This window comes from Mucilaginibacter straminoryzae (genome assembly GCF_022953055.1).
Classification (GTDB): Bacteria; Bacteroidota; Bacteroidia; order Sphingobacteriales; family Sphingobacteriaceae; genus Mucilaginibacter; species Mucilaginibacter straminoryzae.
The window spans coordinates 210,853-222,774 of the sequence record NZ_JALJEJ010000001.1 but is presented as its reverse complement, the minus strand read 5'-3'; the positions used below and the strand labels follow the sequence as shown (position 1 = coordinate 222,774).

General features: G+C 44.8%; 12 protein-coding genes. 7 read left to right on the top strand and 5 right to left on the bottom strand.

All coding sequences use genetic code 11. The features are described 5' to 3' along the window. Position 1: 1 nt before the first annotated feature. The 4 genes from MUY27_RS01055 to MUY27_RS01040 all read right to left on the bottom strand — a co-directional run bounded on the left by MUY27_RS01055 (position 2) and on the right by MUY27_RS01040 (position 3,644). Positions 2-541 carry an AAA family ATPase gene (locus tag MUY27_RS01055; RefSeq protein WP_245128109.1) on the bottom strand — a complete coding sequence of 180 codons (540 nt, stop codon included), beginning with the start codon at positions 539-541 and terminating at the stop codon, positions 2-4. Between the two features lie 35 nt (positions 542-576). After that, positions 577-1,197, bottom strand: a complete 621-nt coding sequence (gene pnuC / locus MUY27_RS01050) for a nicotinamide riboside transporter PnuC (protein WP_245128108.1) — start codon at positions 1,195-1,197, stop codon at positions 577-579. Between the two features lie 67 nt (positions 1,198-1,264). After that, the gene (locus MUY27_RS01045; protein ID WP_245128107.1) at positions 1,265-3,331 is read right to left on the bottom strand and encodes a M13 family metallopeptidase; all 2,067 of its coding nucleotides are present in this window, start codon (positions 3,329-3,331) and stop codon (positions 1,265-1,267) included. Positions 3,332-3,401: 70 nt separating this feature from the next. Continuing rightward, positions 3,402-3,644, bottom strand: a complete 243-nt coding sequence (locus MUY27_RS01040) for a helix-turn-helix domain-containing protein (protein WP_245128106.1) — start codon at positions 3,642-3,644, stop codon at positions 3,402-3,404. Between the two features lie 394 nt (positions 3,645-4,038). Between MUY27_RS01040 and MUY27_RS01035 the strand changes: the two genes are divergently transcribed. Both MUY27_RS01035 and MUY27_RS01030 read left to right on the top strand, forming a co-directional pair. Then, complete coding sequence (locus MUY27_RS01035) at positions 4,039-5,178, top strand: acyl-CoA dehydrogenase (protein WP_245128105.1); 1,140 nt, start codon at positions 4,039-4,041, stop codon at positions 5,176-5,178. A gap of 93 nt (positions 5,179-5,271) precedes the next feature. Beyond that, positions 5,272-6,492: a peroxiredoxin family protein gene (locus MUY27_RS01030; protein ID WP_245128104.1), complete on the top strand. Its 1,221-nt coding sequence runs from the start codon at positions 5,272-5,274 to the stop codon at positions 6,490-6,492. 8 nt (positions 6,493-6,500) lie between these two features. Here the strand turns inward: MUY27_RS01030 and ruvX are convergent, their stop codons facing one another. After that, complete coding sequence (gene ruvX, locus MUY27_RS01025) at positions 6,501-6,917, bottom strand: Holliday junction resolvase RuvX (RefSeq protein WP_245128103.1); 417 nt, start codon at positions 6,915-6,917, stop codon at positions 6,501-6,503. Between the two features lie 131 nt (positions 6,918-7,048). On the opposite strand from ruvX, the gene MUY27_RS01020 reads away from it, so the two are divergent. The 5 genes from MUY27_RS01020 (at position 7,049) to MUY27_RS01000 (ending at position 11,884) form a co-directional block, all read left to right on the top strand. Continuing rightward, on the top strand, positions 7,049-8,194 hold the full coding sequence (locus MUY27_RS01020) for a DNA polymerase III subunit (RefSeq protein WP_245128102.1): 1,146 nt from the start codon (positions 7,049-7,051) through the stop codon (positions 8,192-8,194). Positions 8,195-8,200: 6 nt separating this feature from the next. Then, positions 8,201-9,547 carry a PSP1 domain-containing protein gene (locus MUY27_RS01015; RefSeq protein WP_245128101.1) on the top strand — a complete coding sequence of 449 codons (1,347 nt, stop codon included), beginning with the start codon at positions 8,201-8,203 and terminating at the stop codon, positions 9,545-9,547. 3 nt (positions 9,548-9,550) lie between these two features. After that, complete coding sequence (locus MUY27_RS01010) at positions 9,551-10,033, top strand: gliding motility lipoprotein GldH (RefSeq protein ID WP_245128100.1); 483 nt, start codon at positions 9,551-9,553, stop codon at positions 10,031-10,033. 97 nt (positions 10,034-10,130) lie between these two features. Further along, a complete protein-coding gene (locus MUY27_RS01005; protein ID WP_245128099.1) occupies positions 10,131-11,021 on the top strand; it encodes an oxidoreductase in 891 nt (296 codons plus the stop codon). Positions 11,022-11,083: 62 nt separating this feature from the next. Next, a complete protein-coding gene (locus tag MUY27_RS01000) occupies positions 11,084-11,884 on the top strand; it encodes a helix-turn-helix domain-containing protein (protein WP_245128098.1) in 801 nt (266 codons plus the stop codon). Positions 11,885-11,922 lie beyond the last annotated feature (38 nt).

The window sequence follows — 11,922 nt, the reverse complement described above, 5'->3', positions numbered from 1 at the left end:
ATTATTTTTTTTCCAGAAAGCTTTCGATAGCTGTTACAGCGTTTTGGTAACGCTCGGCCCCAAGGCCTGAAATAAGGATATAATCGGCATCCAGCGCTTTTAATTCACGGTGCCACACCTGCATAAAATGTTCGCGCAGATCAGGGAAATCGCGCAAAGGGTCATGCTCCCAGGGCATGTCGATATCCAGCAACAGGTACAGATCGTACGGATGCTTAGGCAATTCGTCCAGCACTTCTTGCGGTGCACGTCCAAACACATGGTCGCTCCAGATTTTTACGGTAATAAATGTGGTATCGCAGATCAGCAGCCTGTTCGCCTGGGGTAACAGTTCCTGCTCCAGTTCAACCTGCCCGCGAAACATGTTAATCTCGTCCTGCCAGGTAGGCGGGCCGGGCAGTTGTTCACAATAGCCCCTTGCAAACTCGGGTACCCAGATGGTATGGAAATACTTTGCCAGGTAAGCCGACATGGTAGACTTTCCGGTTGATTCCGGACCGACTACAGCTATTTTTATAACGGACTTTTCTTCCTGATCCATGAAATTTAAAGGGAGCCAGCAGGTAAACGAAAATACTATCTGATTGGTATCTGCTTTTGATAATCTTTCCGCCAGTCTATAAAACCCAGTAGTGCAATTATAACATAAACCGCGTACATAAACGCCGTGGCATGTAAGTTTTTTGCGATATAAACGCCTACATAAATCACATCTACAAACACCCAGAGCAGCCAGTTTTGCAATACCTTACGGGCCATTAGTATCTGGGCTACAATGCTGCAGGCCGTACAAAAACTATCCAGGTAGGGATATGATGCAGGCTGATAATGCAGAACCGGCGCCAACTTAATTAAGGTGAAACCCAAAAACGGGGTAACTATTAAAATAGTAAGCGCAGACCATAGCAACTGTTTACTATTGATCTGCGCTACCGGGACTTTTGTCTCATCTGCAGGCTTCCTGCTCCAGTAGTACCATCCGTAAGTATTGATACAAAGCAAATAAACCTGCAAACCCATATCTGCGTAAAGCCGTGCGTTAAAAAAAATGTAGATGTACAGGGCTACATTAACAATAGCGAACGGCCAGTTCCAGATATTATTAATGGCAGCCAGCGCAACACAAACTAGCCCGGTGATTACCCCGATCAGTTCTATCCAGCTTTGCTGATGCCACCAGTCCAGGAATGCGTGCATTTTAATTAATTGAATTGGAAATGTGATGATTTGAAAATTTCAATTCACAAATCAACACATCTTCAAATTACCAAATCTTCACCCGTTTATCCGGATCAAGGTAAAGCTTATCGCCTTTTTTGATATGAAATGCCTCGTAAAAGTCGGGTACATCGGCGAACGGACCGTTAACCCGTAGAAAGCCCGGCGCATGTTCGTTGGTCAGCACCTGGTTGATTAGGGTTTCCTTACGTTCCTGTCCCAGCCAGCCCAGTGAATAACCCAGGAAGAAGCGCTGAAGCGGGGTAAGTCCGTTGATTTTTTTACCCTCTTTATACTGTTCGGTTTTTTTGAAAGCGTCCAGACCGATCACAATTCCACCAAGATCTGCAATATTTTCGCCTTGTGTGGCTTTTCCGTTAACTTTCAAGCCGTAAACGGTGTAGCCATTGAACTGGTCGATCAGTTTCTGAGCCCGTTGGGTAAACTTTACCGAATCTTCTTTAGTCCACCAGGCTTTCAGGTTACCCTTGGCATCAAACTGACGGCCTTCATCGTCAAAACCGTGCGTCATCTCGTGGCCGATGGTAGATGCAGCGGCGTAACCATAAATCACAGCGTCATCAATATCTTCATCCTTCGCGCCTGGGATCATGAATTGTGCAGCCGGCAGTACAATCTCATTGTTAGATGGATTGTAATAGGCGTTATAGGTTTGCGGTGTCATATCCCACTCGGTACGGTCTACCGGTTTACCTAATTTCGCTGCATCGCGCTTATGCCAGAAAATATTCCCGTTGATGATATTCTGAACGTACGGTCCGCGAACGATTGTAAGGTCAGAGAAATCTTTCCATTTATCCGGGTAACCTACTTTAGGGGTGATCTTGCTTAGCTTATCCAGCGCTTTAGTTTTGGTTTCGGCACTCATCCAGTCCAGCTTTTCAATATGTTCTTTAAAGCTTTCGCGCATGGCGTCCACCAGTTTCACGTAACGCTCTTTTGTTTTTTCAGGAAAATATTCTTTCACAAACAGCTGACCCAGTACTTCGCCCATAATTCCGTTCTCTGTATCAAGTACACGTTTCCAGCGCGGCAATTGTTCCTTACGGCCGGAAAGAACGGTACCGTAGAAACGGAAATTCTCCTGATCGAAAGGTTTGCTCAGATACGCGCTGAATTCGTTTACCAGGTTTTTACGCAGGTACACTTTCCAGTCTGCAATGCTGTACGTATTTAAAGCTTTGCTTAGTGCGCGGTAATATTCCGGCTGTCCTACAATTACGGTATCCACCTTTTTGTAGTCCATCTTTTCAAAAAGGTCTGCCCAGTTGATCTGCGACGTTAATTTGGTTAACCCGGCCACCGGCATTTTATTGTAGTTTTTATATGGATCTCGCAGTTGCTCCAATTTGCGCGAACTATCCGCCAGGAATTTCTCCAGCCCGAAAATTTTCGCCGCAGCTGCCGGGTTATCACCACTTAGCTTCAATACAGTTGGCAAATGCGTTTGCTGATAATCAGTACGCACTTTTACGCTTTGCTCGTCTGTATTAAAATAATAGTCTCGGTTAGGTAAGCCAATGCCGGTCTGCCACAGGTATAGCACCATCTTGTCGCTGTTTTTGGCATCCTGCTGTACAGCGGTTCCGATAGGCGTGGTTACACCGATCACGGTTAAATGCGCAAACTCATCAATCAGCGAAGGGATATCCTTCACCTGGTCTATTTTATCCAACTCTGCTTTCAGCGGAGATAATCCCTCCTTTTCGATATTCACGGTATCCATGCCGCTGAAGTAAAAATCGCCGATCTTTTGTGAGTTACTTCCTTTAGCGTCACCTTCTTTAGCGGCATCTTCATTAATCTTTTTCAGCCTGTCCCTCAACTCTTCGTTCACCACACTGCCGATACCCCATCTGGAGTAAGCCGCAGGGATCGGGTTTTTCTTCAGCCATGCGCCGTTAGCATATTTAAAGAAATCATCACCGGGTTTAACCGTGGTGTCCATGTTCTTTACAATCACGTCATGTTCTGCATAACGCTCATCGCTTTGGTGGTTGCTACACGCACTTACAAAAGCGATAGTTACCGCAGCGGCTAAAACTGCCGTACAGTTTTTAGCGCTTGTTAGGGGTTTTGTATTAAATAACATACATATTAAGGATTATGGTGTACTATAAAAAGGATTTGCAGCAATTTTACTACATTAAAAAAGGACACAATTAGTAAATGCCCTGAAAAAAACCAGATAAAGAAACGTCGAAATAGTAACAGATCTTCCTTAAAGTGTCTAAACGGATGTCTATTTTGCCCGATTCTAACCTTGCAATGTTAATATTGGTCTCGCTCAGGAAGCGCTCCTGCGTTACCTGGTTCTGCCTGCGCAAACGCTTTATCTGAAGCGCAACCTTCTTTTTAAAGGCCTCTTCAGAATTGGTAAGATATTCAAAATCAGTTAATAGCATAGTAATATAATAAGATATAGGTAAATTAAAGTTAATAGAATAATTTAATCTAACGGCACAATATACCATTAGATTACCTCCTGGGGAAAGGGATTGACAAGACAAATGTAAATAATTCTTACTTATTAGTAGGTATTGCTTTAAAATTCTGGCCTTACTTTTGTATTAACCTTAACGACTCTGCATTTATCTGTGAAAGACATTACAAACATCTACCTATTTTTGTATGAATTCTCAGACGCCCAAGCTGAGGTTTTTTGTTCTTTGTTTTGGGTTTAATCAATAGTTTAAATTAATTAGGGGAAAGGGAGCTTCGCAAGAGCTCTCTTTTTTTTTGCCCACTTTTTACTATGCGTGCATAGTATTATATTTGGGCACCAACTATTTCCGATTTATGAATTTCGAATTTACCGAAGAACAATTAATGATTCGCCAGGCTGCGCGCGATTTCGCCCAGAACGAACTGAAACCCGGCGTAATCGAGCGCGACGAGCATCAGAAGTTTCCGGCCGAGCAAATCAAAAAACTTGGCGAACTGGGCTTTCTGGGAATGATGGCCTCACCTGAGTACGGGGGCAGCGGCATGGATACCATCTCCTACGTACTGGCAATGGAAGAATTATCCAAAGTGGACGCTTCTGCCTCTGTAGTAGTTTCGGTAAATAATTCGCTGGTGTGCTACGGGCTGGAAAAATTCGGAACAGAAGAACAAAAACAAAAATACCTGGTACCCCTGGCCACCGGCGAAAAAATCGGCGCGTTTTGTTTATCCGAACCCGAAGCAGGTTCTGACGCTACCTCGCAGCATACCACTGCCATAGACATGGGCGACCATTACCTTTTAAATGGCACCAAAAATTGGATCACCAACGGAAATTCAGCTTCAACATACATCGTCATCGCGCAAACACACCCCGAACTAAAGCATAAAGGCATCAATGCGCTGATTGTAGAAGAAGGAATGCCGGGTTTCGAAGTCGGCCCGAAAGAAAATAAACTGGGAATACGCGGTTCAGACACGCATTCGCTGATGTTTACCGATGTTAAAGTGCCAAAGGAAAACCGCATCGGTGAAGATGGCTTCGGCTTTACCTTCGCCATGAAAACCCTTGACGGCGGCCGTATCGGTATCGCATCGCAAGCTTTAGGTATCGCTTCCGGCGCTTATGAACTGGCCCTGCAATATTCAAAAGAACGTACCACCTTTGGCAAGCCTATTTCCAGCCACCAAGCCATTCAATTCAAACTGGCCGATATGGCAACAGAGATTGAAGCAGCAAGATTATTATGCCTACGCGCAGCATGGCTAAAAGATCAGGGGCAGCCATACGGGCATGCCGCGGCAATGGCAAAAGTTTACGCTTCTGAAGTAGCCATGAGGGTTACCGTTGAAGCGGTGCAGATCCACGGTGGATACGGGTTTGTAAAAGAATACCACGTAGAGCGTTTAATGCGCGATGCGAAGATCACGCAGATCTACGAGGGGACATCAGAGATACAACGCATTGTGATTGCCCGTGAAATTTTAAAATAAAACTTGTTCACCTTTTTGTAAAATACTGCTGACTATTTTAGATCTTAAGCTTCATTCACTTACCTTTGAAATTATCGACTAATTTAGTAGGAAATGAAGTTTAAGTTTTTATCTATTATATTTTCAATTATTACCATCACTGCTTTTGCGCAAACCAGGTTGCAGAACGGCACATGGCGCGGCGTACTTGCTACCCAAAGCGGTGCAGAAATTCCTTTTAATTTCGAGGTAAAAGATACCGCAGGCCATCAGCAGGTTTCTATCATCAACGGCAGCGAGCATTTTAAGGTAAATGATGTAAAAACCAAGGGCGATTCCGTGATTATCACCATGCCGTTGTTCGATTCGGAATTCAGGCTGAAAGCCGAAGCCGGTAGTTTAAAAGGCAATTGGATAAAACACCTGGGCGAGCGCGATGTGGCTACACCATTTTCGGCGCAGTACGGGGTAGCCTATCGTTTTAAACCTTCGCCACAATCTAACTATAACGTAAACGGCCGCTGGTCTGCCTATTTTGGTACCGATCATCCCGACACCACCGTTGCAGAGTTTAAGCAGACAGGCACTAAAGTTACCGGCACCTTTTTAACTACCACCGGCGATTACCGCTTTCTGGAAGGTGCAGTAGATGGCAGCAAGCTGTACTTATCTTGCTTTGACGGCGGTCATGCCTTTTTATTTACTGCCGATATTCAGGACGGGCAAACTTTAACCAACGGACAATTTTTCTCGGGCCTTACAGGTAAAGACACCTGGACGGCGGTTAAAAACCCAAATGCTAAACTACCTGATGCCTATAGCCTGACTGCTTTGAAACCCGGTTATACCAAACTGGATTTCTCATTCCCGGATCTCGACGGCAAAAAAGTATCATTGAGCGACAGCCGCTTTAAAAATAAAGTAGTGGTTATAGAAATGATGGGATCATGGTGCCCCAACTGTATGGACGAAACCGGCTACCTGGTTAACTTTTATAAGAAATTTCATAAACGCGGTGTAGAGGTATTAGGGTTGGCTTATGAGCGTACTACAGATTTCAATAAATCAAAAGCATCATTACTAAAAGAGAAACAGCACTTTAACGTGCCTTATCCTTTCCTGATTACCGGCTTTACGAATAATAAACGCGAGCCTGCCAAAAGCTTACCTGCGTTAAATAACTTCCTGGCCTTCCCTACCACCATTATCATCGATAAAAAGGGCAATGTCCGGAAAATCTATACCGGCTTCAGCGGCCCGGGTACCGGAAATTACTATACTGAGTTCGTCAGCCAGTTCGAGAAAATCACGGAAGATCTGTTAGCTGAAAAGTAGCGTTAGCTTTAGAGAAAAGCTTTTCGCTCCAGCCATGATTGCAGCAGGATGGTAGCCGAAACGGTATCGACCAGGGCCTTATTTTGCCTTGTGGTTTTATTTACGCCGCTTTGCAAAATAGCCGCAGATGCCATCTTGGAGGTAAAACGTTCGTCGAGCATTTCTATTGGCATATCCGGAAAGCTTTTCTTCAACAGAGTAACAAAACCTTTTACGTGCGGCGCAGATTGTGAAGGCGTGCCATCCATCTGCTTAGGATCGCCCACTACAAAGCGTTCCACCTGCTCGCGCTGCAGGTACTTTTTCAGATACTCGATAATATCTTTCGGATGGATGGTATCTAAACCGTTTGCAATCATCTGCAATGGGTCGGTCACCGCTATACCAATCCGCTTGGTACCATAATCAAAGGCCATTACTCTCATGTATCAGATTTTAAGTATAGAGAAGTGAAATTTGAGACTATTTCAAAAAGCAAATATATTGTTTGACACCTGCATCTCATATCTCAATTCTCTCATCTCATATCTGACCAAAAATTTATTACCTTGCACCAATGCAGTTTAAAGAAATAGTAGGGCAGCAAGCTGTAAAGCAACGGTTGGTTAACTCGGTTAAAGAGAACCGGGTTAGTCATGCGCAATTGTTTTTAGGTCCGGAAGGTTCGGGTGCCTTAGCGCTGGCTGTTGCTTATGCTCAGTATTTATCCTGCGAAAACCGTCAGCCAGAGGATTCTTGCGGCGAGTGTGCTTCCTGCCGGAAGTATCAGAAGCTGATGCACCCCGATCTGCATTTTTCTTACCCGTTCTTTGCAAAACATAAAGACGATAACGCCTTAACTTTTATTGAAGAATGGCGCGAGGCTTTTTCAGCGAATCCTTACTTAAGTTTAGATATCTGGCGAGGCTACCTGGATGCCGAAAATAAACAGGCCAACATCAACATCGCCGAGTGCCACCAGATCATCAAGAAGCTCAGCTTTAAACCGTTTGAATCAGCCTATAAGATCCTGATCTTGTGGTTACCCGAATACCTGGATAAAACCGGTAACGCGTTACTGAAAATTATCGAGGAGCCGCAGCCGAATACGTTATTCTTATTAGTGGCTCAAAATCAGGATCAGATCCTGAACACCATTCTATCGCGTACGCAGCTGATAAAAATTCCGGCGATGACGTATGATGATATCCGCGAATACCTGGTAGATCACGGACAGCCGAAAGCACTGGCCGAACAGGCTGCTTACCTCAGTGAAGGGAACATCACCGAGGCCATCCAGCTTACCCAGCAGGAAGAAAATAACCATCACGGGTTATTTGTGCAATGGTTGCGTACCTGCATTACCAATAACAAAGAGGGCGACCTGTTTAAACTGGTAGATCAGCTGGCGAAACTGGGCCGCGAGAACCAAAAAAACTTTTTACGTTACGGCATCAGCTTCTTACGCGAGTGCTGCCTGATCAATTCAGACGCTGCAGACCTGGTGCATTTGCCACCTGCAGAGCTGGAACTGGCCAAAAGAATGGCCAAAGCCATACCACTTTTACCGGCAGAGGCCATTACGGACGAGCTGGAGAAAGCGCATTATCATATAGAGCGAAATGCAAACCCTAAAATTTTGTTTTTAGATGTATCTTTGCAAATTATTAAAATATTGTTTTTTAAAACGTTCCGCGCCAAAGCGGACTCGATATATAGTTAACTAATTATGGGATGTGGAAGTTGCTCAACAGGGGGGTGTACACCTGCTGGCTGCAAAAGTAATGGCTCTTGCCTTACCAATGGCTGCAGCAAGCTGGACGTGTACGATTGGCTCGCCCACATGGATATGCCGGGCAGTTACCGCGCTTTCCCAATTGTTGAGATTAAATTCAAAGGTTCGCGTAAAGATTTTTACCTGAACCAGGACGATATATATTTAGAAGCAGGTGAATTAGTGGTGGTTGAAACCCCGACAGGCGGTTTCGATGTCGGCCATGTGTCTATCACCGGCGAACTGGTGCGCATGCAGATGACCAAACGTCATGTGAACGAACAGGATGTTACCAAACGCATTTTACGCAAGGCTACTTCTGCCGATGTAGACAAGTGGAAAGCAGCCAAAGACCTGGAATGGGAAACCATGCATCGCGCAAGGAAACTCGCGCTGGACCTTGGCTTATCCATGAAGATCAGCGATGTAGATTACCAGGGCGATAAAACCAAGGCTACTTTCTATTATACTGCGGAAGGCCGTGTGGATTTCCGTGAGCTGATTAAGCGTATGGCTGAAGCGTTCCGTATCCGGATAGAGATGCGCCAGATCGGGATGCGCCAGGAAGCGAGCCGTTTAGGTGGCATCGGTTCATGCGGACGCGAGTTGTGCTGTTCTACCTGGTTAACAGATTTTAAAACCGTTTCTACTTCGGCGGCACGTTATCAGAACCTTTCTTTAAACACGCTTAAACTGGCCGGCCAGTGCGGTAAGCTGAAATGCTGCCTCAACTACGAGCTGGATACCTACATGGACGCGCTGAAGTACATTCCGGATAATGTGAATGTATTGAAGACCGAGAAAGGTGATGCGCGCCTGCAAAAGACGGATATTTTCAAAAAAACCATGTGGTTTAGCTATCCGGGTGAAGAAAACTGGATTCCGCTGCATGTAAGCCGTGTAAAAGAAATCCAGGAGATGAACAAGCAGGGTGAAAGACCTGAAGACCTGGGCGAAATTCATGAAGAGGAGTCTAAGCCGGTTAAAGTGCTCGACTATGAGAACGTAGTCGGCCAGGATAGTTTAACCCGCCTGGACGACCGCAAGAATAAAAAGAATAAGAACAAAAAGAAAAAACCTCAGCAGCAGCAGCAACAATCACGTGGCGGAAACGAGCAGGCACAAGTAAAAGTGCAGGTAGTAAAAGCAGAGGTGGTTGTAGTGAAAGAAGAGGTAGTTGATGTGAATGTTGCAGGAAACGGCGAAGCTAAAAAGCGAAACAACCGCAACCGGAACAGAAACCGCAACAGAAATAATAACAATAAACCGCAGCAAGATAACCGGCCAGACAACAAGCAATAAAAAATGTTGAAACCATTTGCTTATGCGTTTTTCTTACTAACACTGCTGGTAATAAGCAGTTGTTCAGACCCTAATATGGTTGTTGATCAGAATTCGCCGGTCAACAACCGTAACTGGTCGTACGTCAACCGGATCCGGTATGATGTAAAGATCGATGATCCGTCAGCCGCGTACAACGCCTATCTGAACCTGCGCGTAACCGGCGATTACAAATATTCTAACCTTTTTGTGTTGATCTCGCAAACCAACCTGAAAGGCGGCAAACCTTGGACTACCCGCTTTGAATTCAAATTAGCGAATAAAGATGGCGAGTGGCTGGGCAAAGGCACCGGCAATCTGTACAGCTATCAACTGCCCTTTAAAACCAATTTCAAGTTTCCAGAAAAAGGCACTTACCGTTTCGAAATAGAGCAGAACATGCGCGACAATCCGTTGCATGAAGTGAGCGATGTGGGCCTGCGTATAGAAAAAACGGCCGGCAAGTAATATCCTCACTGAGCTTTTCAACAAAGCAAATTGAGCTTTTTAACAAAGCTTCCCCTCCTTTAACTACCGACCTTTGTGATGTACAAAATTGAAAGACATGACAAAAGTTTGGTTTATAACAGGTTCAGCCAGGGGCTTGGGCCGAAGCATCACAAAAGCAGCATTGGCAGCAGGCTACCGCGTAGCGTCTACCGCACGTAACCCGGAACAGTTAAAAGAATTCACAGATCAATATCCTGATCAGATCCTTCCGTTAAAGCTGGATGTTACCGATAATGCACAAATCAAAAGTGCGGTTGAGCAAACCATTGCTAAGTTTGGCAGTATAGATGTGCTGGTAAACAACGCAGGTTTTGGAATTACCGGTGCAGCAGAAGCCTTTACAGAAGAGCAGGTTCGCAGCCAGATAGAAACTAACTTGTATGCACCTATTGCCATTACCCGTGCGGTATTGCCTTATATGCGCCAGCAGCGTTCAGGCAGGATATTACAGGTAAGCTCCATTGGCGGGCGTATCGGTACGCCGGGTGTCAGCATTTATCAAGCGGCAAAATTTGGTTTAAGCGGTTTTGCCGAAGCCATATCACGTGAGGTATCACCTCTGGGAATAAAAGTAACGGCGGTTGAACCAGGCGGCTTTCGTACCGACTGGGCGAAAGATTCCATGACTTATGCACCTGAAGTAGAAGGTTACGAAAGCACCGTGGGTTTTGTGAAAAACTTTCTGAAAGGCGATAGCTTTACACCAATGGGCGACCCGGATAAAGCAGCGAAAGCGATCATAGAACTGTTAGAACATCCCGAACCACCGCTACACTTGGTACTGGGAAGCGAAGCTGCGGCAATGTTAGAGGCAACAGATAAGATACGTAAAGCAGAATTTGAAAAATGGCTGCACGTAAGTAAATCTACAGACGCGGACGATGCAGTAGATTTTCTACAGACCGAAGCAGGTAAAGCTTACGCAAAAATTAAAGGTACAGAATAGTATATTTAAAATCAGCGGGAGGTACATCGCTTTCCGCTGATTTTATATCTGAAGTAAAAGTGATGAAAACAGGACAAGCTCCGGCTCCAAAAATCTTATATTCCTGCTACCACACGTTAAACCGCGAAGGCGAACAGTTCGTACCCGATCATGTACTAAGCTTTCAACTTGCAGGATCACTCACCGTTAACGATGGCGAGCATGTACATACTTTTAAAGAAGGAGACGTTCGTTTTCATCAACGAAACCAATTATTAAAGTTCTACAAGCAGTTGCCGGAAGGTGGCGGCGAATTTAAATCCGTCTCGGTATTCCTTGATCAGGCCACACTAAAAAATTTCAGTACAGAGTATGGTTACACCGCGTCTGGTAACCACATTAATAAACCCGTTACCTTATTACAGGATCATCTTCTTTATAACAATTACCTGCAATCGCTGCAACCCTATGAACAGCTAAGCCATGGCGACATTAACTTACTGAACTTGAAATTGAAAGAGGCCATTCTGATTCTATTAAAAACAAATCCTGAGCTAAAAGACGTATTGTTTGATTTCAGTGAACCCGGAAAGATAGACCTGGAAGCTTTCATGAAAAAGAACTACCTCTTTAATGTTCACCTGGAAAGATTTGCTTATTTAACCGGCCGAAGCCTGGCAACTTTCAAACGCGATTTTGAAAAGATATTCCATACATCGCCCAACAGATGGCTGCAGCAACAACGTTTAAAACAAGCTTACCATCTTATTACCGAAAAGAAGCGCAAGCCCTCCGATGTTTACCTCGAGGTTGGCTTCGAAGACCTGTCCCACTTTTCGTTCGCTTTTAAAAAAGCATTCGGCAAGCCCCCCTCTATGGCATAACAAGTAAAATTCTTATCTTAACAGGGCTAACTAACAAC

What these genes read in the sequence shown, in the direction of transcription:
- MUY27_RS01045 (WP_245128107.1), bottom strand. Translation starts at nt 3,331, where the DNA reads ATGTTATTTAATACAAAACCCCTAACAAGCGCTAAAAACTGTACGGCA.
- MUY27_RS01040 (WP_245128106.1), bottom strand. Translation starts at nt 3,644, where the DNA reads ATGCTATTAACTGATTTTGAATATCTTACCAATTCTGAAGAGGCCTTT.
- ruvX (WP_245128103.1), bottom strand. Translation starts at nt 6,917, where the DNA reads ATGAGAGTAATGGCCTTTGATTATGGTACCAAGCGGATTGGTATAGCG.
- MUY27_RS01000 (WP_245128098.1), top strand. Translation starts at nt 11,084, where the DNA reads ATGAAAACAGGACAAGCTCCGGCTCCAAAAATCTTATATTCCTGCTAC.
- MUY27_RS01015 (WP_245128101.1), top strand. Translation starts at nt 8,201, where the DNA reads ATGGGATGTGGAAGTTGCTCAACAGGGGGGTGTACACCTGCTGGCTGC.
- MUY27_RS01020 (WP_245128102.1), top strand. Translation starts at nt 7,049, where the DNA reads ATGCAGTTTAAAGAAATAGTAGGGCAGCAAGCTGTAAAGCAACGGTTG.
- pnuC (WP_245128108.1), bottom strand. Translation starts at nt 1,197, where the DNA reads ATGCACGCATTCCTGGACTGGTGGCATCAGCAAAGCTGGATAGAACTG.
- MUY27_RS01055 (WP_245128109.1), bottom strand. Translation starts at nt 541, where the DNA reads ATGGATCAGGAAGAAAAGTCCGTTATAAAAATAGCTGTAGTCGGTCCG.
- MUY27_RS01035 (WP_245128105.1), top strand. Translation starts at nt 4,039, where the DNA reads ATGAATTTCGAATTTACCGAAGAACAATTAATGATTCGCCAGGCTGCG.
- MUY27_RS01030 (WP_245128104.1), top strand. Translation starts at nt 5,272, where the DNA reads ATGAAGTTTAAGTTTTTATCTATTATATTTTCAATTATTACCATCACT.
- MUY27_RS01005 (WP_245128099.1), top strand. Translation starts at nt 10,131, where the DNA reads ATGACAAAAGTTTGGTTTATAACAGGTTCAGCCAGGGGCTTGGGCCGA.
- MUY27_RS01010 (WP_245128100.1), top strand. Translation starts at nt 9,551, where the DNA reads ATGTTGAAACCATTTGCTTATGCGTTTTTCTTACTAACACTGCTGGTA.